Origin of the sequence: Cupriavidus taiwanensis (genome assembly GCF_900249755.1) — a bacterium.
In the GTDB taxonomy this organism is placed as follows: domain Bacteria; phylum Pseudomonadota; class Gammaproteobacteria; order Burkholderiales; family Burkholderiaceae; genus Cupriavidus; species Cupriavidus taiwanensis_D.
Genome location: NZ_LT976853.1, coordinates 1658628 through 1685193, shown reverse-complemented (window position 1 = coordinate 1685193; position 26566 = coordinate 1658628). Strand labels below are relative to the sequence as shown.

21 protein-coding genes are annotated in these 26566 nt (G+C 68.8%); 7 read left to right on the top strand and 14 right to left on the bottom strand.

Annotated features, from left to right (window positions below):
- The first annotated feature begins 155 nt into the window (after positions 1-155).
- Positions 156-2504, top strand: a complete 2349-nt coding sequence (locus tag CBM2594_RS07740; RefSeq protein WP_116356316.1) for a Tex family protein — start codon at positions 156-158, stop codon at positions 2502-2504.
- Positions 2505-2560: 56 nt separating this feature from the next.
- On the opposite strand, the gene CBM2594_RS07735 is transcribed toward CBM2594_RS07740, so the two are convergent.
- Together CBM2594_RS07735 and CBM2594_RS07730 are read right to left on the bottom strand one after the other, a co-directional pair.
- Complete coding sequence (locus CBM2594_RS07735; RefSeq protein WP_116356315.1) at positions 2561-3949, bottom strand: ATP-binding protein; 1389 nt, start codon at positions 3947-3949, stop codon at positions 2561-2563.
- Positions 3946-4617, bottom strand: coding sequence for a response regulator (locus tag CBM2594_RS07730; protein WP_116356314.1), 672 nt, complete (start codon positions 4615-4617; stop codon positions 3946-3948). Before CBM2594_RS07730 ends, CBM2594_RS07735 begins: the two co-directional genes overlap by 4 nt.
- 208 nt (positions 4618-4825) lie before the next feature.
- Here CBM2594_RS07730 and CBM2594_RS07725 point away from each other — a divergent pair, with 208 nt between their 5' ends.
- Positions 4826-6622 (top strand): ArnT family glycosyltransferase, encoded by a 1797-nt coding sequence (locus CBM2594_RS07725; protein WP_116356313.1) that lies wholly within the window; start codon positions 4826-4828, stop codon positions 6620-6622.
- A 3-nt stretch (positions 6623-6625) separates the two neighbouring features.
- Positions 6626-7681, top strand: a complete 1056-nt coding sequence (locus CBM2594_RS07720) for a bifunctional UDP-4-keto-pentose/UDP-xylose synthase (RefSeq protein WP_116356312.1) — start codon at positions 6626-6628, stop codon at positions 7679-7681.
- Positions 7682-7886: 205 nt separating this feature from the next.
- Here the strand turns inward: CBM2594_RS07720 and CBM2594_RS07715 are convergent, their stop codons facing one another.
- From CBM2594_RS07715 to CBM2594_RS07660, 12 genes are all read right to left on the bottom strand, one after another.
- Positions 7887-8309, bottom strand: a complete 423-nt coding sequence (locus CBM2594_RS07715; protein ID WP_116356311.1) for an Hsp20/alpha crystallin family protein — start codon at positions 8307-8309, stop codon at positions 7887-7889.
- Between the two features lie 15 nt (positions 8310-8324).
- Complete coding sequence (locus CBM2594_RS07710) at positions 8325-8765, bottom strand: Hsp20/alpha crystallin family protein (RefSeq protein ID WP_116356310.1); 441 nt, start codon at positions 8763-8765, stop codon at positions 8325-8327.
- Positions 8766-8957: 192 nt separating this feature from the next.
- Complete coding sequence (locus tag CBM2594_RS07705; protein ID WP_116356309.1) at positions 8958-10046, bottom strand: alpha/beta fold hydrolase; 1089 nt, start codon at positions 10044-10046, stop codon at positions 8958-8960.
- Positions 10047-10169: 123 nt separating this feature from the next.
- Positions 10170-10559 (bottom strand): hypothetical protein, encoded by a 390-nt coding sequence (locus CBM2594_RS07700; protein WP_116356308.1) that lies wholly within the window; start codon positions 10557-10559, stop codon positions 10170-10172.
- Between the two features lie 456 nt (positions 10560-11015).
- Positions 11016-12914, bottom strand: coding sequence for a potassium transporter Kup (locus CBM2594_RS07695; protein ID WP_116356307.1), 1899 nt, complete (start codon positions 12912-12914; stop codon positions 11016-11018).
- Positions 12915-13246: 332 nt separating this feature from the next.
- Positions 13247-13987: an ABC transporter ATP-binding protein gene (locus tag CBM2594_RS07690; protein ID WP_116356306.1), complete on the bottom strand. Its 741-nt coding sequence runs from the start codon at positions 13985-13987 to the stop codon at positions 13247-13249.
- The gene (locus tag CBM2594_RS07685) at positions 13984-14754 is read right to left on the bottom strand and encodes an ABC transporter ATP-binding protein (RefSeq protein WP_116356305.1); all 771 of its coding nucleotides are present in this window, start codon (positions 14752-14754) and stop codon (positions 13984-13986) included. Before CBM2594_RS07685 ends, CBM2594_RS07690 begins: the two co-directional genes overlap by 4 nt.
- A complete protein-coding gene (locus CBM2594_RS07680; protein WP_116356304.1) occupies positions 14751-15830 on the bottom strand; it encodes a branched-chain amino acid ABC transporter permease in 1080 nt (359 codons plus the stop codon). The genes CBM2594_RS07685 and CBM2594_RS07680 overlap by 4 nt, the downstream gene beginning before the upstream one ends.
- A gap of 1 nt (position 15831) precedes the next feature.
- Positions 15832-16698: a branched-chain amino acid ABC transporter permease gene (locus tag CBM2594_RS07675; protein WP_025582061.1), complete on the bottom strand. Its 867-nt coding sequence runs from the start codon at positions 16696-16698 to the stop codon at positions 15832-15834.
- A 255-nt stretch (positions 16699-16953) separates the two neighbouring features.
- The gene (locus CBM2594_RS07670; RefSeq protein WP_116356303.1) at positions 16954-18159 is read right to left on the bottom strand and encodes an ABC transporter substrate-binding protein; all 1206 of its coding nucleotides are present in this window, start codon (positions 18157-18159) and stop codon (positions 16954-16956) included.
- Between the two features lie 121 nt (positions 18160-18280).
- A complete protein-coding gene (locus CBM2594_RS07665) occupies positions 18281-19096 on the bottom strand; it encodes an alpha/beta fold hydrolase (RefSeq protein WP_232346576.1) in 816 nt (271 codons plus the stop codon).
- Positions 19097-19135: 39 nt separating this feature from the next.
- Positions 19136-20749: a benzoate-CoA ligase family protein gene (locus CBM2594_RS07660; protein WP_116356301.1), complete on the bottom strand. Its 1614-nt coding sequence runs from the start codon at positions 20747-20749 to the stop codon at positions 19136-19138.
- Between the two features lie 285 nt (positions 20750-21034).
- On the opposite strand from CBM2594_RS07660, the gene CBM2594_RS07655 reads away from it, so the two are divergent.
- The 4 genes from CBM2594_RS07655 to boxA all read left to right on the top strand — a co-directional run bounded on the left by CBM2594_RS07655 (position 21035) and on the right by boxA (position 26515).
- The gene (locus CBM2594_RS07655; RefSeq protein ID WP_116357730.1) at positions 21035-21982 is read left to right on the top strand and encodes a helix-turn-helix transcriptional regulator; all 948 of its coding nucleotides are present in this window, start codon (positions 21035-21037) and stop codon (positions 21980-21982) included.
- Between the two features lie 123 nt (positions 21983-22105).
- A complete protein-coding gene (gene boxC / locus CBM2594_RS07650; protein ID WP_116356300.1) occupies positions 22106-23803 on the top strand; it encodes a 2,3-epoxybenzoyl-CoA dihydrolase in 1698 nt (565 codons plus the stop codon).
- 29 nt (positions 23804-23832) lie between these two features.
- The gene (gene boxB / locus CBM2594_RS07645; RefSeq protein ID WP_116356299.1) at positions 23833-25257 is read left to right on the top strand and encodes a benzoyl-CoA 2,3-epoxidase subunit BoxB; all 1425 of its coding nucleotides are present in this window, start codon (positions 23833-23835) and stop codon (positions 25255-25257) included.
- Positions 25258-25270: 13 nt separating this feature from the next.
- Entirely contained in the window at positions 25271-26515 is a 1245-nt protein-coding gene (gene boxA / locus CBM2594_RS07640) for a benzoyl-CoA 2,3-epoxidase subunit BoxA (protein WP_116356298.1), read from the top strand.
- The last annotated feature ends 51 nt before the right edge of the window (positions 26516-26566 follow it).

Here is a 26566-nt window from a genome sequence, read left to right as displayed (position 1 = left end):
AGCATCCGGGCCGTACCGCGGCCTGCCCGCCAGCCCCCGCGCACGTGCGCGCAACGCCTCCCGCGGCAGCCAGGCCGCCGCGCCCGCCGGACGCCCGCGCGCTTGTGGCAAAATGCCCCGCTTTCGACTGACCGCGTCTCACGCTGCGTTCCACGATGTCCAACCTGCCCGCATCCGTCTCGCAAAAGATCGTCTCGCTCATCGCGGCCGAACTGTCCGTGCAGCCCCGCCAGGTGGCCGCGGCCGTGGCGCTGCTCGATGAAGGCGCCACCGTCCCCTTCATCGCCCGCTACCGCAAGGAAGTGACCGGCAACCTCGACGACACGCAGCTGCGCAACCTGGAAGAGCGGCTGCTGTACCTGCGCGACATGGAAGACCGCCGCGCCGCGATCCTGGCGTCGATCGAAGAGCAAGGCAAGCTCACGCCCGAGCTGCAGGCCGCGATCGAAGCCGCCGAAACCAAGCAGGCGCTGGAAGACCTCTACCTGCCCTACAAGCCCAAGCGCCGCACCCGCGCCCAGATCGCGCGCGAATGCGGGCTGGAGCCGCTGGCGCTGGCGCTGCTGGCCGATCCCACGCTCGACCCGCAAACCGAGGCCGCGAAGTACGTCAACGGCAATCCCACTGCCGAAGGCGGCGTGCCCGATGTGAAGGCCGCGCTGGACGGCGCCCGCGACATCCTGTCCGAGCAGTTCGGCGAGACCGCCGAGCTGCTGGGCAAGCTGCGCGAGCACCTGTGGACCAACGGCGTGGTGTCTTCCACCGTGATGGAGGGCAAGGAAACCGCCGAGGAAGAGAAGTTCCGCGACTATTACGCCTACAGCGAAACCATCCGCACGGTGCCGTCGCATCGCGCACTGGCGCTGTTCCGCGGCCGCAATGCCGGCGTGCTGATGGTCAAGCTGGGCCTGGGCGAAGAACAGGACGCGATGGTGCCGCACCCGTGCGAAGGCATGATCGCGCGCCATGTCGGCATCCAGCAGCTGGGCCGCCCCGCCGACAAGTGGCTGGGCGACGTGTGCCGCTGGTGCTGGCGCGTCAAGGTGCAGCCGCACCTGGAGACCGAACTGCTGACGCAGCTGCGCGAAACCGCCGAGAGCGAGGCCATCAAGGTGTTCGGCCGCAACCTGCATGAGCTGCTGCTGGCCGCGCCCGCCGGTCCCAAGTCAGTGATGGGCGTCGACCCCGGCATCCGCACCGGCTGCAAGATCGCCGTGGTCGACAGCACCGGCAAGCTGCTGGACACCGCCACCATCTACCCGCACGAGCCGCGCCGCGACTGGAACGGCTCGCTCGCCACGCTGGCACGGCTGGCAAAACAACACAATGTGGCACTGGTATCGATCGGCAACGGCACCGCCAGCCGCGAGACCGACAAGCTGGTGCAGGACCTGATGAAGCAGATGCCCGAGCTGAAGCTGACCAAGATCGTGGTCAGCGAAGCCGGCGCGTCGGTCTACTCGGCCTCCGAGCTGGCCGCCAAGGAATTCCCGGACCTGGATGTGTCGCTGCGCGGCGCGGTGTCGATCGCGCGGCGGCTGCAGGATCCGCTGGCCGAGCTGGTCAAGATCGATCCCAAGTCGATCGGCGTGGGCCAGTACCAGCACGATGTCAACCAGCGCGAACTGGCGCGCGCGCTCGACGCGGTGGTCGAAGATTGCGTCAACGCCGTGGGCGTCGACGTCAACACCGCCTCGGCGCCGCTGCTGGCGCGTGTGTCGGGGCTGAACTCGGTGCTGGCGCGCAATATCGTCGAGTTCCGCGACGCCAACGGCGCCTTCTCCAACCGGAATGCGCTGAAGCAGGTGCCGCGCCTGGGCGACAAGACCTTCGAGCAGGCCGCCGGCTTCCTGCGCATCAATGACGGCGACAACCCGCTCGACCGCTCGTCGGTGCACCCGGAAGCGTACCCGGTGGTGCAGCGCATCCTGGACCACGTCAAGAAGGGGCTGCGCGATGTGATGGGCAACCGCGAGGCGCTGCGCGGCCTGTCGCCGGAAACATTCACCGACGAGTCGTTCGGCCTGCCCACCGTGCGCGACATCCTGTCCGAACTGGAAAAGCCGGGCCGCGACCCGCGTCCGGAGTTCAAGACCGCGACCTTCCAGGAGGGCGTCGAGGACGTGAAGGACCTGCAGCCCGGCATGGTGCTCGAAGGCGTGGTCACCAACGTGGCGGCGTTCGGCGCCTTTGTCGATATCGGCGTGCACCAGGACGGCCTGGTCCATATCTCGGCGCTGTCGAACAAGTTCGTCAAGGACGCGCACGAAGTGGTCAAGGCCGGCCAGATCGTCAAGGTCAAGGTGATGGAGGTGGACGTCAAGCGCAACCGCATCGGCCTGTCGATGCGGCTCGATGACGAGCCCGGCCAGGCCGCGCCGCGCGCCGGTGGTGGCGACCGTGGCGGCCAGCGCAATGGCGGCGGCAAGGGCTTCAATGGCGGCCGCCGCGAGCCGGAGCCGGCCGGCGCCATGGCCGCGGCGTTCGCCAAGCTCAAGCGCTGAGCGCAACTGCCCAGGCACCACGCCCCGCACGGGAAACCGTGCGGGGCGTTGTCTTTTCAGCCGCCGTGGAAGATGCGCACGGCCAGGCCGTTGCCGGTACCGGTGTCCGCGCCATCGTCGGTCCCGTTGGCCCGGTCTGCCCCGTTCGCAAACACCATCTCCAGCCCATGCAGCCGCGCCACGCGCCGCGCGATGGAAATGCCCAGGCCGTGGCCCTGTTCGCGCTGCCCGGCGCCGCCACGGAAGAAACGGTCGCCGAGCCGCGCCAGCAGCTCCGGCGCGACCCCAGGACCCTGGTCGCGCACGGTGATGCCGTCGGGCCGGAAATCGACCCGCACCAGCGCGCCCGGCGGGCTGTAGCGGATCGCGTTGTCGAGCAGGTTGCGCAGCAGCAGCGACAGCAGCGCGGGGTCGCCCGCGACCGGCAAGGGCGCCTGGCCGGGCGGCGGCCACGCCAGTTCCACGTCGACCTGCTTCTGCTGCGCCAGCGCCAGGCAGTCTGACAGCGCCTGCTGTGCCACCGGCACCCAGTTGACCGGCTGGCGCGCCGGCAGCGCGGCGGCGTCCTCGAGCCGGCTCAGCGTCAGCAACTGCGACACCAGCCGACTGATCCGGTCGATGCCGGCCGCGACATTGGCCCGCGCCAGCGCGCGCTCGTCATGGTCGGGCGAGCGCTCGGCGATCTCCCACTGCGCCTTGAGCGCGGCCAGCGGCGTGCGCATCTCGTGCGCGGCATCGGCCGTCAGGCGCCGCTCATGCTCGATCGAATCGGAGACGCGCGCCAGCAGGCGGTTCATCGCGTGCACCAGCGGCACCAGTTCGCCGGGCACGGCAGCGAGGCTGAGCGGACGGGGATCGTCAGGAGCGCGCGCTTCGATATCCGTGGACAACGTCCGCACCGGCGCCATGGCGCGGCGCATGAACCAGATCAGCAGGCCGATCAGCAGCGGCAGGCCCACGGCCCACGGCAACACCTGCGCGGCGATGTAGGACAGGATCAGCTCGTTGCGCTCGCCCAGTTGCTGGCCCACGCACACGCGCCAGCCGGTGTCGTCATCGTCGAGGTAATAGAGCCGCCAGCGCTGGCGCCCGAGCGTGACGTCGGTAAAGCCCTTGACGCCCTCGGCGCGCGGCAGCTTGTCGCCGTCGGGATCGATATGCAGCGGCTTGCCGTCGGGCAGCCACGCGGCGATGGCCAGGTCGCCCAGTCCGGCGTCGCCCAGGTCGCCCTGGTCGAGCCGCGGCACGCGCGCGCGCGACATGCCGGCGGCGATGTCGACCAGCGGCACCACCGACTGCATCTGCAGCGCCATGCGCACCATGTCGGTGTCGTAGAGTTCGTTGATCTCGTGCCGGGCGCGCACGTAGGTCATGCCGATGGTCAGCAGCCATACCACCGGCGCGGCAACCAGCACCGCCAGCACCAGCCTGCGCTGCAGCGTCATGTGCAATCCTCGGCCGCGCCCAGCGTGTAGCCGGCGCCGCGGAAGGTGCGCACGATCTTGGGATGGATCTTGCGGCGCAGGTGGTGGATGTGGACCTCGAGCGCGTTGCTCTCGGTCCCGCCCTGCCAGTCATAGAGCTTGTCGCGCAGCACCTCGCGCGTCAGCAGCCGGTTGGGGTGCGCCAGCAGCAGCTCCAGCAGCATGGCTTCGCGGCTGGTCAGTTCGACCGGCTTGCCGTGCCAGTACGCCTGGCGCGCCGCCGGGTGGAACGCCAGCGCGCCGTGCTGCCACACCGGCGCGGACATTCCCGCCGCGCGGCGCGTGACCGCGCGCAGCCGCGCGGCCAGTTCATCGAGCGCGACCGGCTTGACCAGGTAGTCGTCGGCGCCGGCATCGAGCCCGCCGATGCGGCTGTCGATGGCGTCGCGCGCGGTCAGCACGATCACCGGGATGCGGCTGCCGCGCGCGCGCCAGCGCGCCAGCAGCGTCATGCCGTCTTCGCCCGGCAGGCCCAGGTCCAGCACCACGGCATCGTAGTGGGCCAGGCCGAGTGCGTGGTCGGCTTCCGTGCCATTGCGGAACCAGTCGACCGCGTAGTCGAGCAGCTGCAGGCCGCGCCGCAGGCCGTCGCCCAGCATCGGGTCGTCTTCAACGATAAGGAGTTTCATGTTCTCGAGTGGCGCGGAGGTATCACCGCATTGTGCGCGCGCCGGCTTAATGTGCCATTAAGGTTCGCGGATTATTCTGCGATGACTTTTCAGGCGCCTGCCCTTACAACGCGGCGCGCCTCGCCGGCGTGGACATGGCCGGGCCAGCCCGCGCCGGCCCATCGCCGCCTGCCGCGCCACATTGTTCCGCCCACCGAGCCTCTCCCGCATGCCGCACCGTTCCGATCGCCTTGCCGCCGAGCCCGCGCTTGGCCTCGCGCAGCCGGCCGCGCCCTGGCACGCCGCGCGCGTGGCCGGCGTTCCGGCGCTGACGCTGTCGCTGGTCGCGATCGGCTTTGCGCTGCTATGGTTCGGCACGCTCGGCGTGCGCCACCTGCTGGGCCCCGACGAAGGCCGCTATGCCGAGATCGCGCGCGAGATGCTGAGCAGCGGCGACTGGGTCACGATCCGCTACGACGGCCTGAAGTACTTCGAGAAACCACCTTTCCACATGTGGATGACGGCGGTCGCGTACACGCTGTTCGGCATCGGCGACTGGCAGGCGCGGCTATGCGTGGCGCTGGCTGGCGCGGTGGGGACAGGGATGTCGATGCTGGCGGCGGCACGCTGGTTCGGCGCGCGGGCCGGGCTGATGGCCGGGCTGGTGCTGGCCAGCGCGCCGATGTGGAACGTCGCCGCGCATTTCAACACGCTCGACATGACGCTGTCCGGCGCCATGGCCTGCGTACTGGCGAGCCTGCTGCTGGCGCAGCATCCGGCGGCGACAGCGGCCGCGCGCCGCCGCTGGATGCTGGCGTGCTGGGCCGCGATGGGCGTCGCGGTGCTGACCAAGGGGCTGGTCGGCGTGGCGCTGCCGGGACTGGTGCTGGTGCTCTACACCGCCGCGACGCGCGACCTGGCCCTGTGGCGGCGACTGCATGCGCCGGCCGGGATCGCGCTGATGCTGCTGGTGGCGGTGCCGTGGTACTGGCTGGTGGCGCGGCGCAACCCGGAATTCCTGCGCTTCTTCTTTGTCCATGAGCACTGGCAGCGCTATACCTCGACCGTGCACGCGCGCACCGGCGCGCCTTGGTACTTCGTGCCGCTGCTGGTCGGAGGCTTCCTGCCGTGGCTGGGGTTGCTGCCGGGCATGGTCCGCGCGGTCACGCAGCGCGCCGGCGTGGCGCACGCAACCGGCACCCGCCCGCCGTTCCAGCCCGCGCTGATGGCGGCCTTGTGGGCGGTGTCGATCTTCGGGTTTTTCAGCCTGTCGGGCTCGAAGCTGCCGGGCTACATCGTGCCGATATTTCCCGCGCTCGGCATGCTGGCCGGCGTGGCACTGACGCAGGCCAGCTCGCGTGCCTGGACCCGGCAATTGCGCGCCATGCTGGTGGTCGGCGCCATCGGCCTGCTGGCCAGCCCGGTGGTGGCCACCCTGGATGCCAACAATACGCCCAATGCGCTGTACCGCGGCTATGCGATATGGGCGGCACTGGCCTTCGCGCTGGTGATGGCAAGTGCCGCCGCGGCGTTGTGGCTGCTTCGGCGCCAGGGCCGCATGGCCAGTGTCACGGGCTATGCCTTCGGCATGCTGCTGGCGTTTTCCATCGCGCTGCTCGGCCACGAAGCCATCGGCCGTTCCGCCTCCGGCATCGACCTGGCCGCGCCGATCGAGCGCGTGCTGCGCCCCGGCATGCCGCTGTACGGTGTCGGCATGCTCGACCATACGCTGCCGTTCTACCTGCGCCATCCGCTGACCATGGTGGCGCAGGCCGACGAACTGGCCTTCGGCGCCGCGCAGGAGCCGCGCAAGTGGCTGCCGACCATCGATGCCTTCGTCGACGCGTGGCAGCATGGCCCGCGCGCGGTCGCGCTGCTATCGCCGCAAGCGTTTGCCGAACTGGGCGCGCGCGTGCCGATGCATGTCATCGCACACGACTGGCGCCGCGTCGCGGTGTCCAACTTTCCCTTCGCCGGCGAGCTTCAGGCGCGCCGGCGCGTTCCCGACTCCCCTGCCATTCCCTAACGCATGCAAGTGAAGAAAGTACTGATCCTTGGCGTCAACGGCTTCATCGGCCACCACCTGACGCGCCGCATCCTGGAAACCACGCCGTGGGAGGTCTACGGCATGGACATGAACACGGACCGCCTGGGCGACCTCGTCGACCACCCGCGCATGCACTTCTTTGAGGGTGACATCACCATCAACAAGGAGTGGATCGAGTACAACATCCGCAAGTGCGACGTGGTGCTGCCGCTGGTCGCCATCGCCACCCCCGCCACCTACGTGCGCCAGCCGCTGCGCGTGTTCGAGCTGGACTTCGAGGCCAACCTGCCGATCGTGCGCGCCGCGGTCAAGTACCGCAAGCACCTGGTGTTCCCGTCGACCTCCGAGGTCTACGGCATGTGCGGCGACGGGGAATTCGACCCCGACGCGTCGCCGCTGGTCTACGGCCCGATCAACAAGCCGCGCTGGATCTACGCCTGCTCCAAGCAGCTGATGGACCGCGTGATCCACGCCTACGGCATGGAGCAAGGGTTGAACTACACGCTGTTCCGCCCGTTCAACTGGATCGGCGCGGGGCTGGACTCGATCTTCGAATCGAAGGAAGGCTCGTCGCGGGTGGTCACGCAGTTCCTCGGCCATATCGTGCGCGGCGAGCCGATCCGGCTGGTCGACGGCGGCGCGCAGCAGCGGGCCTTCGCCGACATCGCCGACGGCATCAGCGCGCTGATGCGCATCATCGAGAATCCGGGCGGCGTGGCCAGCGGCAAGATCTACAACATCGGCAACCCGGGCAATATCCACTCGGTGCGCGAGCTGGCGGAGATGATGCTGGAGATGGCCGCCGACTACCCGGAATACGCGCAGCAGGCGCGCCACACCCGCATCGTCGAGACCTCGTCGGGCGAGTTCTACGGCAAGGGCTACCAGGACGTGCAGCACCGCGTGCCGAAGATCGACAACACCATCGAAGAGCTGGAGTGGGAGCCGAGGATAGGGATGGAGGCGTCGCTGCGCCGGATCTTCGAGGCGTACCGCGGGCATGTCAGCGATGCGCGCGTGCTGGTCAACCAGGGCTGAGGGCAAGCTCAAGGCACGTGCCGAAGCCTGCTGGCATTGATTTGGCGCCTGGGTACTCCCTCTCCCGCTTGCGGGAGAGGGCCGGGGTGAGGGCCAGGCGTATCGACGAAGCGACGCGGGTCGGTATGCCAGCGCCTGCCCTCACCCCCAAGCCCCTCTCCCGCAAGCGGGAGAGGGGAGCACACCCGCAGCCTTAGCCTCAGCCTTAGCCCGCCGACACCTCGATCCGGCGTGGCCGCGCCTCTTCCCTGCGCGGGATGGTCAGCTTGAGCACGCCATCCTGCAGGTTGGCTTCGATCCCCGACGCGTCGAGATCCGGGCTGAGCGTAAACGTACGCGCATAACGCGGCTGCCGCACCTCGGCATGCTGCACGCGCAGGCCGGCCGGCATCGGCAGCACCGCCTCGCCCTCGATGCGCAGGCTGCTGTCGTGGACGTTGACCTCGAGCTTGTCGCGCGGCACCCCCGGCAGGTCCGCCCACAGCGTGACGCCGGCGGCGGTCTCGAAGATGTCGACGGCGGGGATCAGCGTCATCGCCGGCGCGTCCTCGCGGCGCTGTGCCACGGCGCCGCCCTGCCCGCCCGTTTGGTTCTGGTCGCGCTGGACGACCTGGTTCGAATCGTTCATGGCTACCTCCTCACATTAACTGACGGTGATGGCACGCGGGCGCGACGCCTCGCGCTTGCCGACGCTGATCGACAGGCAGCCGTTGGCATAGCGCGCCTGCACCTTGTCGGGGTCGGCCGCCTGCGGCAACTCGATCACACGGCGGAAGCTGCCGGCAAAGCGCTCCTGCGCGTAGGGCCGCGCTTCGGCCTCGCCCTCGGGCTGGGTCGCGGCGCGTTCGCCGCTGATGGTCAGCAGGCCCTTGTCGACCGAGACATCGAACTGCTCCGCCTTCAGGCCCGGGGCAAACACCACGATCTCGATGGAGTCGTCGGTGGTGCCGATATTGAGCGGCGGAAACGCACCGAAACGCCCGGAGCGCAGGCTCGACGGAAAGCCGCCGAACAGGCCGGCCATCTGCCGTTGCATCCGGTCGAATTCACTGAACAGATCAGTCCCGAAAATGAAGTCACTCATGGTTGGATCCTCCTTCTGTGCAGCGGGGAGGCGCACGGACGCCTTGGTTCCCGGCACCGGTGGCGCCAATGGCGCCGGTAGCCGGGAAGCCCACAGCACGTTGCTGCAGCGGCTGGGCAATCCTTAATTAGTGCCCGGCGCGGAGGATTTCAAGGGGTGAGTGTGCCGGTCCGTGCCGGCCCTTGCCGGGGCTCAGGCACCGGCGCGATCGAAGCCGGCCTTGCGCGCCAGCACGATGGCCTGCCCGCGGTTTTCCACTTCGAGCTTGGCGAAAATGCTGGTGATATGGTTGCGCACGGTCTTCTCGCACAGGTCCAGATGGGCCGCGATCTGGGCGTTGTCGCGCCCCTGCGCGATCAGCTCGACGATATCGCGCTCGCGGCGCGTGAGCGCGGTGAACGCGGTGAATCCGGGGGAGCGCGCCGGCTGCGCCGACGGCAGGAACGCACGCACCTCTTCCAGCCAGCGGCGCCAGGCGGGCTCGGTTTCCAGCAGCAGGTGGTTGCCGCTTTCCAGCGGCACGAAGCGCGCGCCGGGAATCTCGCTGGCGATCAGGCGGCCCTCATCGAACGGCACGCGCGCATCGCGCACCGCGTGCAGCACCAGCGTCGGGCACGACACGCGCGGCAGCAGCGCCACCACGTCGATGTCGTTGAACACGCGCATGAAGCGCGCGGCATTCAGCGGAGACGTCGACACCCGCTCCAGTTCGTTGAACCAGGCATGCTGCTCGGCGGTGCCGCCGGGAATGAACTGGGTCGTGAAAAACTGGCGGAAGGCGGGGTTCTCCTGGCCCCAGCCGAGTTCGGCCAGCTTGTTCATCAGCTCGGCCTCCTCCAGCAGGCGCTGGCTAAGGTGGTCGCGCTTCAGGCGCCCGCGCGCGTAGCCGCCGTGCAGCACGAGGTGGCTGACCCGGTGCGGATGCGCGACCGCGTAGGCCACGGCGATCGATGCGCCCTGCGAGATACCCAGCAGCGGGAAATGGTCCACGCCGGTGGCGTCGACGATGGTTTCCAGATCGCGCAGCCAGGCGTCGAAGGACAAGTCCTCGATGTCGCGGTCGGAGAGGCCGCAGCCGCGCTCGTCATAGCGGATCAGCGTATGCGTGTCGGACAGCGCCGTGATCATGTGGCTCCACACGGGGCTGCCGACGTCGAACTCGAGATGGCTCATCCAGTTGGCCGCCTTGACCAGTGGCGCGCCGCTGCCGGTGATGGCGTAGGCCAGCCGCACGCCATCGCGGCTGGTGCACAGGTGGATCTGCTGCTTGAACATCGGCATGTCGGGGCCGCGCGGGCTGGAACTGCCGGTCGGCAGCCGCGGGCCGCGGCTGCCATGCGGGCGCGCCGCGTGACTCCCCTAGCTTAGGCAAAGGATGGGCGGCGCAAAAGCGCCGCCGTGGCATCAGGACAGGCATTCCCCGCTGCCGCGGGCATCGCTGCGCGCGCCGTCGGCATAGGGGTCGCGAGTGCCGGTACGGGCGCCCTCGGTGAAGACATCGAAGCGGCCCGTGCGCGCGCCGTCGGTATAAGGATCCGGCTTGCGCATGCCGTCCTGGCCCGCGTCGAAGCCCCGGACACGGCACACGGAAAGATTGCCGCGCGCCACCACGGGCAGCAGCGCAGTCTCTGCGGCCGGACTGCGCGCGCCCTCGGTAAAAGTGTCGCGCTGGGCAGTGTGGCGCGGCACGGCGGCGGCCAGGGCTTCGCCATAGGCGCCGGCGTGGGCCGGCTGGCTGAAGCCCGCGGCGATTACGGCAGCGGCAACGAGGGTCTGGGCAAGATTCCTATGCATTGCAATCTCCAACTGCGGTTGCCGCAGGCAGGTCTGCCCGGGCAGTTCCGTCATTCAGGCGATCGACGACAAGACAGCGCGGCTGCACGGGATCGCCCGTGCCGTGCAAGCCATGGCCTGGCGCGGGCCGGCTGCCCTCCCATCAAGGCAGCGGCATAGCGCCGGGCTCCCGGGTCCCGGGGGTGTGCTGGGGCAGTCTGGATGCCGCCGCGCCGATGAGGGAACTGCCGCCAGGCGCGGGGCGAAGACAAGCTGAGGAACGTATTGTCGGAGCCGGGCCGGCTGGCCGCATGAGGCCACGGTCCCGGTTCGGGCCGCTTGGTGGTCCGTTTCCCGGGACCTGTGCCCCGCCTGGTGTCGCGGCCCGGGCGCAGTCAAATGAAAAGCCCCCGGGGCGCCTGGCGGCGCAGGCCCGGGGGCTGGCGGTGGCAGAGCGGGCGGCGGGTGCCCGCGCGCTCAGATCTCGACCTTGGTGCCCAGTTCGACGACCCGGTTGGCCGGGATCTGGAAGAAGTCCGACGGTTTGGCGCCGTTCTGGTGCATCCACGCGAACAGGCTTTCGCGCCACATCGGCATGCCCGGCAGCTTGGACGGGATCACCGATTCGCGCGCGATGAAGAACGAGGTCTCCATCAGTTCGAAATGCATGTCCAGCTTGCGATCGGCCAGGTCCAGCACCTTCTGCACGTCCGGCGTTTCCTTGAAGCCGTACTCGGACTTCAGGATAAACACGCCGCCGCCCAGATCCTTGCAGCTCAGGCGATGGTCGTCGTCGACGTACGGCACGTCGCGCGTGATGAAGTTCAGGAACACCACGCGCTCATGCAGCACGCGGTTGTGCTTCAGGTTGTGCAGCAGCGATACCGGCACCGAATCGGTGTTGCCGGTCAGGAACACCGCGGTGCCCTCGACCCGGTGCGGCGGGTGCGCCAGCAGGCCGGCGATGAACGGCTCGAGCGGGATGCCGTCTTCCAGGCTGCGCGCGCGCAGCAGCTTGCGGCCGCTGTACCACGTCATCAGCAGGAAGAACGCACTGCCGCCCAGAAGCAGCGGGAACCAGCCGCCCTCGGCGACCTTGAGCAGGTTGGCGGCGAAGAAAGACAGATCCACCACCAGGAAGGCCGCGCCCAGCACCGCGACCAGCGCGGGGTTCCATTTCCAGACATTGCGCATGCACACCGTCGCCAGGATGGTGGTGATGACCATGGTGGTGGTCACGGCAATGCCATAGGCGGCGGCCAGGTTCTCGGACTTCTTGAACGAGATCACGACGGCGAACACCAGCACCAGCAGCAGCCAGTTGACCACCGGCAGGTAGATCTGGCCGATCTCCGCCGCCGAGGTGTAGCGCACCCGCATGCGCGGCAGGAAGCCCAGCTGGATCGCCTGGCTGGTCAGCGAGTACGCGCCCGAGATCACCGCCTGCGAGGCGATCACGGTGGCGCAGGTGGCCAGCAGCACCATCGGGATCAGCAGCAGCTCGGGCACCATCAGGTAGAACGGGTTTTCGGCGCCGGCCGGATTGTTCAGCAGCATCGCGCCCTGGCCAAAGTAGTTCAGCATCAGGCACGGCATCACCAGGATGAACCAGCCGATGCGGATCGGGCGCGCGCCGAAGTGGCCCATGTCGACATACAGCGCCTCGGCCCCGGTCAGCACCAGGAACACCGAGCCCAGCACGATGAACGCCTGCAGCGCGTGCTCGACCAGGAAGGTGATGCCGTAGTAGGGATTCACCGCCTTCAGGATCTCCGGCGCCTGCACCAGGTTGTAGATGCCCAATGCGCCCAGTGCCAGGAACCACGCCGTCATCACCGGCCCGAACAGCTTGCCCACCGCCGCGGTGCCGTGGCGCTGGATCAGAAACAGCGCCGCCAGGATCACCAGCGTGATCGGTATCACGAATTGCGACAGCTGCGGCGCGGCGATCTCCAGCCCCTCCACCGCCGACAGCACCGAGATCGCCGGCGTGATCACCGCGTCGCCGTAGAACATGCAGGCGCCGAAGATGCCCAGCATCATCAGCACCCTGGCCTTGCCCGAGCGCGGCGCCACGGTGCGCAGCACCAGCGCCATCAGCGCCAGCACCCCGCCCTCGCCGTCGTTGTCGGCCCGCATCACGAACACCACGTACTTGATCGAGACCACGATGATCATGGCCCAGAACAGCATGGAGATCACGCCCAGCACGGCGTCAGGGCTGAAGGCGATGCCGTGCTCCTTGCTGAAGCATTCCTTGAGGGCGTAGAGCGGGCTGGTGCCGATGTCGCCGAAGACGACGCCTACCGCGCCGAGCACCAGGGCGCGCGTAGTGGGGCTCTCGACAAAATAGTGGCTGGTGGTGGATTGGGTCATGAAATTGGGTCTGCTCGACCGGAGCGCGGGCAGGTTTGTTGGCTCTGCAGCGGGCCGGGCCAGGCCGGCGCGACAGTTGGCTGCGCCCGGGGCCGGTGCTGGTTGCGGTGCTGGTTCGGTTCTTATTGCATTGCACAAACGCGCGCAATTCTAGTTGAACTGTCGACTATCGACCACTGCGGCAAAAAGGGATGCCGCTTTCGTGACTTCGCAAGAATGGGAGGGAAGTGGCGGATGGTCAAGCCCCGCCGGAGCAAAACCGCGATATCTTGCGCCCGCAAGTGCCGTTGCGGCACGGCAACAATAGCGCCGCATTCGGCACTTTCTATGAATCAGACGCCAAGGTAGCGGTCCAGCGCTTCGGGCTTCCCGGCCAGGTCCGACGCGGGACCGGACAGCACCACCCGCCCCTTTTCCAGCACCACCGCACGATCGGCGTGCGCCAGCACCGAGCGGAAATTGCGGTCAACCACGACCGAGGCGATGCCGGTGGCGCGCACGGTGGCGATCACCGACCAGATCTCGCGCACGATGCGCGGCGCCAGTCCCTCGGTGGCTTCGTCCAGCACCAGGCAGTCGGGATTGGTCATCAGCGCGCGGCCGATCGACAGCATCTGCTGCTCGCCGCCGGACAGCTGCTGGCCGCCATGGGACAGGCGTTCCTTCAGGCGCGGGAACAGGTCGAGCACGCGCGCCTCGTCCCAGTCGCTGCGGCCGTTGCAGCCCTTGCGCGCGGCCATCAGCAGGTTTTCGCGCACCGACAGGCTGGGGAAGATGCCGCGCCCCTCGGGCACGTAGGCCACCCCCAGCCGCGCCACCTCGAACGGCTGCGCGCGCGACACGTCGCGGCCGGCCACCAGGATCCGGCCCTGGCGCTGGCGCACGTGGCCCAGCAGCGTGCGCAACAGCGTGCTCTTGCCCATGCCGTTGCGACCCAGCAGCCCGACCGTCTCGCCCACGCCCACGGTGAAGTCGATATCGCGCAGCACGTGGCTCGAGCCATACCAGGCGTTGATGCCGGTGGCCTCGATCATCGGCGTGGCGGGCGCCGCTGCAGGGTTCGGCAGGTTCATGCGGCCTCGTCCTCTTCCTCGCCCAGGTAGGCCACCTGGACTTCGTGGTTGGTGCGGATCGCGTCGGGGCTGCCGGTGGCGATCACGGCGCCGTTGACCATCACGGTGATGCGGTCGGCGACCGAGAACACCGCGTCCATGTCATGCTCGACCAGCAGGATGGCATGGCCTTCGCGCAGGCCGCGCAGCAACGCCAGCATGCGCGCCGATTCTTCCGCGCCCATGCCCGCCAGCGGCTCGTCCAGCAGCAGCGCGACCGGCTGCGTCGCCAGGCACATCGCCACCTCCAGCTGGCGCTTCTGCCCGTGCGCGAGGTCGCTGGCGCGCCGCCCGGCCAGGTGCTCCAGCCCGGCGCGCTCCATGGCCTCGTCGGCCAGCGTCGCGCTGGTGCGGCAGCCCTGGGCGCTTTCCCACAGGCGCCAGGCGCGCTGCGCGCGCGACTGCGCCGCCAGCCGGCAGTTCTCGCGCACCGTCAGCGGCAGGAAGATGTTGTTGCGCTGGTAGCTGCGCCCTACCCCGTGGCGCGCCAGCCGGGGCTGCGACCAGCCGGTCACGTCCTCGCCCTTCAGGCGCAGGCGGCCGGACGATGGCGGCAATTCGCCGGACAGCATATTGATCAGGGTCGACTTGCCCGCGCCGTTGGTGCCGATCACGGCGTGGATCTCATGCAGCGCCAGCGTCAGGTCGACGCTGGCCACGGCGGTCAGGCCGCCGAAGCGCCGGGTCAGCTGCTGCGCCTCGAGGATGGTGTTGGCGGGCGTGCTCATGCGGCCTCCGTATGGCTGCGGCGCTCCGCGCTGGCGGCCTCGTCCGTGCCCGGACCGGCATCGCCGTTGCGGCGCCGGCGCCCGTGCCGCAGCACCGACGGCAGGCTGACCAGCCCGCGCGGCAGCAGCGCCACCGCGACGATGATGAAGCCGCCCATCAGCAGTTGCCAGTGCTTGGTCAGGGTACTGAACCACTCCGCCAGCAGCACGAACGAAAACGCGCCCAGCACCGCGCCGGCCAGGCTGCCGACGCCGCCGAGGATCACCATCAGCATGGCGTTGCCCGACTGGTGCCACGACGCGATCTCCGGATTGACGAAGCCGAACTGGATCGCATACAGGAACCCCGCCAGCCCCGCCAGCAGCCCGCCCGCGACGAAGGCGCCAAGCTGGTAGCGGTAGGTGGCATAGCCGGCCGCGCGCATGCGCTGCTCGTTGTGGCGGATGCCGACCAGCGCGTGGCCGAAGCGCGAGCGCAGCACCAGCATCAGCACCGCCACCGTCGCCGCCAGCCCCAGCCACACCAGCCAGTAGAAGTGCATGGGGTCGTTCACCGTCAGCAGGTGCTCGCCGGGCACGGGGAATTCCGGGCGGAAGTAGATATAGGTGCCGTCGCTGCCGCCGGCGACCTTGGTGTCATGGAACACGAAGTACACCATCTGCGCGAACGCCAGCGTCACCATGATGAAATACACGCCGCGCGTGCGCAGCACCAGCGCGCCCACCAACAGCGCCAGCGCGGCCGATGCCGCCAGCGCGCCGGCCAGCAGCACCCAGCCGTTGCCGGGGCCGCTCTGCGGCGCCAGCATCGCCGTGGCATAGGCCGCCATGGCGAAGTAGGCGGCATGGCCCAGGCTGACCAGCCCGGTGTAGCCGATCAGCAGCTGCAGCGACAGCGCGAAGATCGCCATGATCATCACCTTGCTGAGCAGCTCGATATAGAACTTGTGGCTGTCCGCGGTCAGCAGCAGCGGCAGCCCGGCCAGCACCGCGAACGCCACCACCCAGCCCAGCGCGGTGGCCAGCGTGGCGTTGCGCGCAGCGTGCCGGCGCGCCGGCAATGTCGTCGGATTCATATCAGCCCGCCTTGAACAGCCCCTGCGGCTTCCACAGCAGGATCACCGCCATCAGCAGGTAGATCAGCACGCCGGCCGCCTCCTGCCAGAACACCTTGCCGAAGGTATCGACAAAACCCAGCAGCAGCGATGCCACCAGCGCGCCCTTGACCGAGCCGATGCCGCCGATCACCACCACCACGAAGCAGACGATCAGCACCTGCGCGCCCATGCCCGGATAGACCGACGACACCGGCGCGGCGATCATGCCGGCCAGCACCGCCAGCGCCACGCCCAGCGCAAACACGAAGCGGTACAGCACCGTGATATTGATGCCGAGCGACTGCACCATCTCGCGGTTGGTGGCGCCGGCGCGGATCATCATGCCCAGCCGCGTGCGGCGGATCACGTAGTACATCGCCAGCGCCACCACCAGGCAGATGGCCGAGATAAACAGCCGGTACACCGGATACGTCATGTCGTTGCCGATCGGCAGCGCACCGTCGAGCAGCGCCGGCACCTGCACGCCGTGCACGTCGTCGCCGACCAGGATGCTGCGCAGCTCTTCGAACACCAGGATCAGGCCATAGGTCATCAGCACCTGCTGCAGGTGGTCGCGCTCATACAGGTAGCTGAAGAAGGCCCACTCGAGCACGTAGCCGAACGCCACCGCCAGCACGATGCCGAGCGGAATGGCGATGAACAGGTTGCCGGTCAGGCCGGCCAGCGTGAACGCCAGGTAGGCGCCCAGCATGTAGAAGCTGCCGTGGGCCAGGTTGATCACGCCCATGATGCCGAAGATCAGCGTCAGGCCGCTGGCGACCAGGAACAGCAGCAGGCCGTACTGGACGCTGTTCAGGCACTGGATGAGGAAGGAGACGATGTCCATGCGGGCACTTCTGCAGACTACGACAGGATGACGGTGTTGGGTGCGCCCAAGCCGCCCGGACTTGCCTATGCAAGGTGTTCTCCCCTCCCCTCATCGGGAGAGGGTTGGGGTGAGCGGTGGGCTAGCGAGGAACCACACCAGGCGGGGCCGATGGTTCTTTAAACCTGCGGCCTCAGCCTTTGACGCGCCTGCCCTCACCCCCTGCCCCTCTCCCGCGAGCGGGAGAGGGGAGCAAACACGCGGGTATTGACGCGGTTAAAGCTTGCACCCGCGCGCCGGATCGGCCAGCGCCTTCACCGCCACCGCGCTGACCTTGTTCTCGCGCCCGTCGACCTTGCGCAGGTAGAAATCCTGCACCGGGTTGTGCGCCCTGGACAGCGTGAAGGTCCCGCGCGGGCTGTCGATCCTGGCGCCGCCCATGGCCTTGTAGAGCTCGGCCTTGCGCGTCATGTCGCCCTTCACCGCGGTGGCGCCGGCGGCCAGCAGCTGGGCGGCGTCGTAGCCCTGCACCGCGTACACGTCCGGCTGCAGCTTGTAGGTCTTGGCGTAGTCCAGGCGGAAGTTCTTGTCGCGCGCGTTGGTCAGGCCGTCGGCGTAGTGCAGCGTGGTCTCCAGCCCCTGCGCGGCGTTGCCCTGCGCGTCGAGCGTGCCGTCGGTCAGGAAGCCCGATCCGTACAGCGGGATCTTGTCCTTCAGCCCGGCCGCGGCCCAGTCCTTGACGAACTTGACCGCGCCGCCGCCGGCAAAGAACACGAACACGGCGTCGGGCTTGAGCGATGCCACTTCGGTGATCAGCGCCTGGAACTCGACATTGGGGAACGGCAGGCTCAGCTCCTTCACCACCTTGCCGCCCTTGGCCTCGAACGCCTCCTTGAAGCCCTTGACCGACTGCTCGCCGGCGGCGTACTTCCAGGTCAGCGTCACCACCTTCTTCAGGCCGCGCTCGCCCAGCACCTGGCCCATCGCATAGCCCGGCTGCCAGTTCGAGAACGAGGTGCGGAAGATATTGGGCCCGCATAGCGGCCCGGTGGCTTCGTCGACGCCGGCATTGGGAATGATCAGCAGCGTGTTGTTTTCCTTGGCCACCTTGACGATGCCCATCTGCACGCCGGAATGCACCGTGCCGACCACCACGTCGACCTGGTCGCGCTTGACCAGCTTGGTGGCATTCTCCGGCGCCTTGGCCGGATCGGATTCGTCGTCGACCTTGAAGTACTCGATCTCGCGCCCGGCCAGCTTGCCGCCCTGCTGCTGCACGTACATGCGGAAGCCGTTCTCGATGGCGTTGCCCAGCGCGGCATAGGTGCCGGTGTACGGCAGCATGAAACCGACCTTGATCTTGCCGCCGGCGGGGGCACCGGCCGCGGGCGCAGCGGGCTGCGCGGACGCGCCCGCCATGGCAAAGACGGTGGCGACGGCAAGGCAGGCAGGCGCAAGCCTGCGCGAGGGGAAGCGACGCATGGTGTCTCCTGGTGGTCAAGCCGGATGGCTCGCTGGACCGTTGCCGGTCACCCCTGCCCTTGCCACGGGCCGCCGGCACATCTGGCACCGGGAACCCCTGCGCAAGCGGCGGGAAGCCGAATTATTTTAGGTTTGAAGTATATGCGTTTATATGCCGAACCGCGGCCATCGTCAACGGATCTTTTTGGTCGCGATGGGGCGAATGTCCGCATCGCGCGAGTTTAAGCAAGGTGGTCTGGGGGGCATATCGATGGATACCCTCGATCTGCGCCATGGTGCCGTACTCGTCGTCCTCGCCCTGCACCGCCAGCACCGGGCATTGCAGGCCGGACAGCAGCGGGCGCAGGTCCCAGTGGCGGAATTCCGGGTCGAGCCAGATATCGTTCCAGCCCCAGAACGCCGAATCGACGTCCGCGTGGTGGCGCGCCAGCCGCTCGCGCAGGTCGGTTTCCAGGTAGGCCTGGCGCGTCGCCGCGATGCTGCGCACCGACAGGTCTTCGACCACGATATGCGGCGCCAGCACGGTGATGCCGGCCACGTCGCGCGGAAAGCTCGCGGCGTGGATCAGCGCGATCGAGCCGCCGTCGCTATGGCCAAGCAGCCAGGGCGCGCCGTGCGCGCGGCCGGGGCCGATGCCGAGCGCTTCGAACAGCGCCGGCAGTGCCTCGCGCGCCTGCCGGTGCATGAAATCAGGGCGCCACTTCTCATCGTGCGGGCGCGGCGTGGAGCGGCCATAGCCGTAGCGCGAGAACACCAGCCCGCGGTAATCGCCGGCCTCGCAAAAGGCCAGCGGAAAGTCGCGCCACATGCTGACCGAGCCAAGGCCCTCGTGCAGGAACACCACCAGCGGCCGCTGCGCGCGCTGCGGGCGCAGCCACTGGTATTCGATCTGGATACGGCGGTTGTCGAACGGGATCTCGACCAGGCTGCTGGGCATGGACACCTTGTCTGGTTGCATCGGTTCAGGAAGGACGATTCAGCCGCGCGCGGCCTGCTCGCGCTGGCGCAGCCGGAAGCGCTGGATCTTGCCGGTCGCGGTCTTGGGCAATTCGGGCACGCATTCGATCTGGCGCGGGTATTTGTACGGTGCCAGCCGCGACTTGACAAAGGCCTGCAGCTCCGCCGCCATGCCGTCGTGCCATGGCTGGCCGGGGCGCAGCACCACGAAGGCCTTGGGCTTGACCAGTTCGTCGGCATCGGTCACGCCGATCACCGCCGCTTCCAGCACGGCCGGATGCTGGGCCAGCGCGGCCTCGACCTCGAACGGCGACACATAGATGCCCCCTACCTTCAGCATGTCGTCGCTGCGGCCGGCATAGGTGTAGTAGCCGTCCGCATCGCGCAGGTACTTGTCGCCGCTGCGCGTCCAGTCGCCGACAAAGGTCTCGCGGCTCTTGTCGCGGTTGCACCAGTACATCAGCGCGGCGCTCGGGCCCTTGATGTAGAGCTCGCCGATCTCGCCGGCGGCGCACGGCTGGCCCTGCTCGTCGAGCAGCTTGATGTCGTAGCCGGGGACCGGCACGCCGGTGGTGCCGTAGCGCACCGCGCCCGGCCGGTTCGACAGGAAGATATGCAGCATCTCGGTGGAGCCGATGCCGTCGAGGATGTCGCAGCCGAAGTGCGCCAGGAAGCGTTCGCCGATATCGCGCGGCAGCGCCTCGCCGGCGGAGGTGCACACGCGCAACGCCACTTCCGCGCGCGGCGGCAGGTCGGGGGCGGCCAGCATGCCGGCGAACAGCGTCGGCACGCCGCAGAACACCGTCGGCTTCTGTTCGCGCAGGCGCTTGAATACGGCAGCGGGCGTGGGGCGCTCGGCCATCAGCACGGTGGTCGCGCCGACCGACATCGGGAAGGTCAGCGCGTTGCCCAGCCCGTAGGCAAAGTACAGCTTGGCGGCGGAGAACACCACGTCGCCCTCGCGGATGCCCAGCACTTGCCGCGCATAGAGGTCGGCGGTATGGAACAGGTTGGCGTGGGTATGCACGGTGCCCTTGGGCCGGCCGGTGGAGCCGGACGAGTACAGCCAGAACGCCATGTCGTCGGGCCCGGTGCCGGCCGCAGGCGCCGGTGCGCGCGTGCGCGCCAGCATCGCGCCGACGCTGCACGACGGCGCGGCGCCGGCATGCGGCGCGGCCTGGATCACGGTCGGGGACAGCCCGCTCTGGCCGATCGCGGCCTGCATCACCGGCAGCAGCGGCTCGGACACCACCACCGCGCGGGCGCCGCTGTGGCCCAGCATGTAGGCGTAGTCGTCCGCGGTCAGCAGCGTATTGACCGCCACCGGCACCACCCCCGCCAGCAGGCAGCCGAGGAACACCACCGGAAAATCGACCGTGTCGAGCGCGCACAGCAGCAAGCGCTCTTCCTGGCGCAGGCCGGCCGCGCGCAGCGCGCCGGCAAAGCGGCGGGCACGGTCGTCGAGTTCGGCGTAGCTCAGCGCGGCGGTGTCGTCGCGATACGCGGTCTTGCCGCCACGGCCCGCCGCGAGGTTGCGCGACAACAGGTCGTCGGCGGCGTTATAGCGGGACGGCAGCACCGCAATGGCACTGGCGGTGCCGTCCGCGGCCGCGGCGGGGTTCGGGGGCGTCATGTCTGCACTCCTTGGCGTCGCGCACCGCGGCCGCCGCTGGCCGGCTGGCCGCGACGGCGCCAGGCCAGTCGCTGTTGTCGGGGGCCGGCGATGCTGCAGCCGGGAGCCGCTTGTTGATGCATTTTATTTCACATCAACTATTATGCAACCAAGGGAATGCACTATAGGACAGGGTTCGCGGTCGCAGCCGCCTCCCGCACCACTTGGCCCGACACCGCTCGCCGTATAATGCGCCCCTGCTTTCGCCCGTGGCCTGCTTTGGCCGCATCCAACCCGACCGACACCATGCGCCGCGATTCCGCTCCGCTGCCCGCCGCCAGCGCCGCCGAGGCTGATACACCTGCCGCGCCCGCTGCCAACGCCGAACGCGACCCCTACCTGACGCAACTGGGCGAGCGCATCCGCTCGCTGCGCGCCTCGCGCGGCATGTCGCGCAAGGACCTGGCGCGCGGCGCGGCGGTCTCCGAACGTTATCTTGCCAACCTGGAAACCGGCACCGGCAATGCCTCGGTGCTGCTGCTGCGGCAGGTGGCGCGCGCACTCGACGTGCCGCTGCCGGTGGTGCTGGCGGAAGTGGACACGCTCAACGGCCAGCAGGCGTCCGAGTTCGCGCAGATGGTGCAGTGGCTGGCGCAACTGCCCGCCGGCGACCTGGCGCGCGTGCGCGAAGCCTGCCGCCACGCGCTGGCACCGGAACCGGCCGGCGATGCGCGCCACCGGCGCATCGCGCTGATCGGCCTGCGCGGCGCCGGCAAATCGACGCTGGGGCGCGCGCTCGCGGCAGTGCGCGACGTGCCCTTCGTCGAGCTGAATGCCGTGATCGAGCAGGAAGCGGGCGCCAGCCTGTCCGAAATCCATTCGCTGTACGGGCAGGCCGCCTATCGCCGCTATGAAATGCGCGCGCTCGAGCGGACCCTGCGCGAACACGACCGCATGGTGCTGGCCACGCCCGGCAGCCTGGTCTCGGAACCCGCCACCTTCAACCTGCTGCTGGCCCAGTGCTACACCATATGGGTCCGCACCTCGCCCGAAGAGCACATGGCGCGCGTGGTGGCCCAGGGCGACATGCGGCCGATGGAAGGCAACCGCGAGGCCATGGCCGACCTGCGCCGCATCCTGGAGGCGCGCGCGCCGCTGTATGACCGCGCCGACCTCTCCATCGACACCAGCGGCCAGGACGCCGCGACCTCGCTGCAGCAACTGCGCGCCCGGCTGCAGGCCGCCGGCGCCTGAGCCGGAACGGCGGCCGACGCCTGAGCCGGACACCGCGGCCGACAAAGACGTTGCGCCGCCCGTCTCCATGCACTATATTTCATCAAAAGCCGCAAGGCACGATAGTGCACTCAGGAGACAGCCATGTCCACGCCGGCAATCGCCCCGCAACACCCCGGCCAGGCAGACGCGCCCGCGCCGGTCACGTTCGAGCGCCATCCCGACCAGTACCGCCACTGGAAGCTGAGCTTCAACGGCCCCATCGCCACGCTGGCGATGGATGTCGATGAGGAAGGCGGCCTGCGTCCGGGCTATGCGCTGAAGCTCAATTCCTACGACCTCGGCGTCGACATCGAGCTGCACGACGCGCTGCAGCGCATCCGCTTCGAGCATCCGGAGGTCCGCACCGTGGTGCTCACCAGCGCGCGCGAGCGCATCTTCTGCTCCGGCGCCAATATCTTCATGCTGGGGCAGTCGTCGCATGCGTGGAAGGTCAACTTCTGCAAGTTCACCAACGAGACCCGCAATGCCATCGAGGACGCCAGCCGGCACTCGGGGCTGAAGTTCATCGCCGCCTGCAACGGCACCACTGCCGGCGGCGGCTATGAGCTGGCGCTGGCGTGCGACGAGATCGTGCTGGTCGACGACCGCTCGTCGGCGGTGAGCCTGCCCGAGGTGCCGCTGCTGGGCGTGCTGCCCGGCACCGGCGGCCTCACCCGCGTGACCGACAAGCGCCGCGTGCGCCGCGACCATGCCGACATCTTCTGCACCACCACCGAAGGCGTGCGCGGCCAGCGCGCCAAGGACTGGAAGCTGGTCGACGAGGTGGTCAAGCCGGCGCGCTTCGCCGAATACGTGGCCGAGCGCGCGGCCGCGCTGGCGGCCACCAGCGATCGCCCGCAGGGCCACCACGGCATCACGCTGACGCCGCTGTCGCGCGCGGTGGAGGCGGACGGCTATCGCTACGAGACCGTGCGCGTGCACCTCGATGCCGGCGCGCGCAAGGCCACGCTGACCGTGTTCGGCCCGGACAAGCATCAGCCCGCCGATCTTGCCGGCGTGGTAGCCGCGGGCGCGCAATGGTGGCCGCTGAAGATGGCGCGCGAACTCGACGATGCCATCCTGACGCTGCGCACCAACCATCTCGACATCGGCATCTGGGTGCTGAAGACCGATGGCGACCCGGCCGCGGTGATGGCGGCCGACGCGCTGCTGCAGGCGCACGCCGGCCACTGGTTCGTGCGCGAGACCGTGGGCATGCTGCGCCGCACGCTGGCGCGGCTGGACGTGTCGTCGCGCAGCCTGATCGCGCTGATCGAGCCCGATTCCTGCTTTGCCGGCACGCTGCTGGAACTGGCGCTGGCCGCCGACCGCAGCTACATGCTGCACCTGCCCGACGCACCGGACGACGCGCCGCGCGTGTTCGTCTCGCCGCTCAACTTCGGCGCCTACCCCATGCCCAACGGCCAGACCCGGCTGGCGGCGCGCTTCTATGGCGACGAGGCCGCGCTGGGCCCGGTGCGCGAGCACATCGGCGCGCCGCTGGACGCGCTCAGCGCCGATTCGCTCGGCCTGATCACCGCGGCGCCGGACGATATCGACTGGGAAGACGAGATCCGCATCGCGCTGGAAGAGCGCGCCAGCCTGTCGCCGGATGCGCTGACCGGGATGGAAGCCAACCTGCGCTTCGGCGGCGCCGAGACCATGGAGACCCGCATCTTCGGCCGGCTGACCGCCTGGCAGAACTGGATCTTCCAGCGCCCCAACGCCGTCGGCGAAAACGGCGCGCTCAAGGTCTTCGGCAGCGGCAACAAGGCCCGCTTCGACTGGGACCGCATCTAGCGCGCCCGCAAGACACAGGAGACAAAGCCGTGAGCATCGACTACAGCCAGAAGATCCCCAACAACGTCAACCTGTCCGACGACCGCGCGCTGCAGCGCGCGCTGGAACACTGGCAACCGGCGTTCCTCGACTGGTGGCGCGACATGGGGCCCGACGGCTCGCACGGCTTCGAGGTCTACCTGCGCACCGCGGTGTCGGTCGATCCCTCGGGCTGGGCGCACTTCGACCACGTCAGGATGCCCGACTATCGATGGGGCATCTTCTTGCAGCCGGCCGACCCCGAGCGCCGCATCCACTTCGGCGAGCACAAGGGCGAGGCCGCGTGGCAGGAGGTGCCGGGCGAGCATCGCGCCAACCTGCGCCGCATCATCGTGACCCAGGGCGACACCGAACCCGCCTCGGTCGAGCAGCAGCGCCACCTGGGGCTGACCGCCCCCAGCCTGTACGACCTGCGCAACCTGTTCCAGGTCAACGTGGAAGAAGGCCGCCACCTGTGGGCGATGGTGTACCTGCTGCACCGCTATTTCGGCCGCGACGGCCGCGAGGAAGCCGAGGCACTGCTGGAGCGCCGCTCCGGCGACCAGGACAACCCGCGCATCCTCGGCGCCTTCAACGAGCGCACGCCGGACTGGCTGTCGTTCTTCATGTTCACCTACTTCACCGACCGCGACGGCAAGTTCCAGCTGTGCGCGCTGGCCGAGTCGGGCTTCGATCCGCTGGCGCGCACCACGCGCTTCATGCTGACCGAGGAAGCGCACCACATGTTCGTGGGTGAATCGGGCGTGTCGCGCGTGATCCAGCGCACCTGCGAGGTCATGCGCGAGCGCGGCATCGAAGACCCGGCCGAGGTGCGCGCCACCGGCGTGATCGACCTGCCGACCATCCAGCGCTACCTGAACTTCCACTACAGCGTCACCATCGACCTGTTCGGCGCCGACCAGTCGTCGAACGCGGCCACCTTCTACAGCGCGGGCCTGAAGGGCCGCTTCGAGGAAGGCAAGCGCGCCGACGACCATATGCTGAAGGGCGAGGTCTACCGCGTGCCGGAAGTGCGCGACGGCCGCCTCGGCGAGCGCGAGGTGCCGATGCTCAACGCGCTCAATGAAGTGCTGCGCGACGACTACATCAAGGACAGCATGGGCGGCGTGGCGCGCTGGAACAAGGTCATCGAGAAGGCCGGCATCGCGTTCCGGCTGACCGTGCCGCACAAGGCCTTCCACCGCAGGATCGGCACGCTGGCCAATGTGCACGTCTCGCCTGAGGGCCAGCTGATTTCCGAAGCCGAATGGAAGGCCAACGAACGCGAGTGGCTGGCCACCGACGAAGACCGCGCCTTTGTTGCGTCGCTGATGGGCCGCGTGGTGGAGCCGGGCAAGTATGCCAACTGGATCGCGCCGCCAGCGGTGGGCATCAACCGCCAGCCGATGGACTTTGAATACGTGCGCTTCAACTGAAACCGACAACGCCATGGGCGCCCCCGACATCATCAAGCAGCACCTGATCGATCCGGAAATCTGCATTCGCTGCAACACCTGCGAAGACACCTGCCCGATCGACGCCATCACCCATGACGACCGCAACTACGTGGTCCGCGCCGACGTGTGCAACGGCTGCAATGCCTGCCTGTCGCCGTGCCCGACCGGCGCCATCGACAACTGGCGCACGATGTTGCGCGGCCAGGCCTACCCGATCGAGGCGCAGCTGCTGTGGGATGAGCTGCCGGCCGAGGTGCCGCTGCCGGAGCTGGACAGCGCGGACGACACCGCGCCGGCCACCGCCGGCGCCGGCACGGCCGCGGCGGGCGACGCCGCGATCCAGTCCGTCGAAACCAGCCGCCATACCTCGCCGCGCGCGCCGTGGTCAGCCGCCCATCCCTATGTGAACCTGCATGGCGTGCGCGCGCCGGTGAGCGCCACCGTGGCCGGCAACTACCGGCTCACCGCCGCGGACGCGTCCAGCGATATCCACCATATCGTGCTGGACCTCGGCACCCACTTCTTCCCGATCCTGGAAGGCCAGTCGATCGGTATCGTCCCGCCCGGCACGGACGCGGCGGGGAAGCCCCACTACATCCGCATGTATTCGGTCGCCAGCCCGCGCGACGGCGAGCGCCCGGGGTACAACAACCTCGCGCTGACGGTGAAGCGGGTCGAGCAGGACCACGACGGCAAGCCGGTGCGTGGGGTGGCATCCAACTACCTGTGCGACCTCGCCAAGGGCGACACGGTGCAGGTGGTGGGCCCGTTCGGCTCGACCTTCCTGATGCCGAACCACGCCGAGGCCAGCGTGATGATGATCTGCACCGGCACCGGCTCGGCACCGATGCGCGCCATGACCGAGCGCATGCGCCGCAACCTGGCGCACTTCAGCGGGCGCCGGATGCTGTTCTTCGGCGCGCGCAATGCCAGGGAACTGCCCTACTTCGGCCCGCTGCTGAAGCTGCCCGGGGATTTCCTCGATATCCACTTCGCCTTCTCGCGCGACCCGGACACGCCGCGCCGCTATGTCCAGGACGCGATCCGCGATGCCGCGGACAGCGTCGCCGCGCTGCTGGGCGACGCCAACGGCCATGTCTATATCTGCGGCCTGAAAGGGATGGAGGAAGGCGTGCTGGCCGCATTTGAAACGGTCTGCGCCAGCGCCGGTCTTAACTGGAAGGCGCTGGAAACCACCATGAAGGCCGAAGGACGGCTGCATATCGAAACCTATTAGCCGCGTCCAGGCTCGAATCCTTGAGCCGCCCCTTCCCTTCTGAAATACATC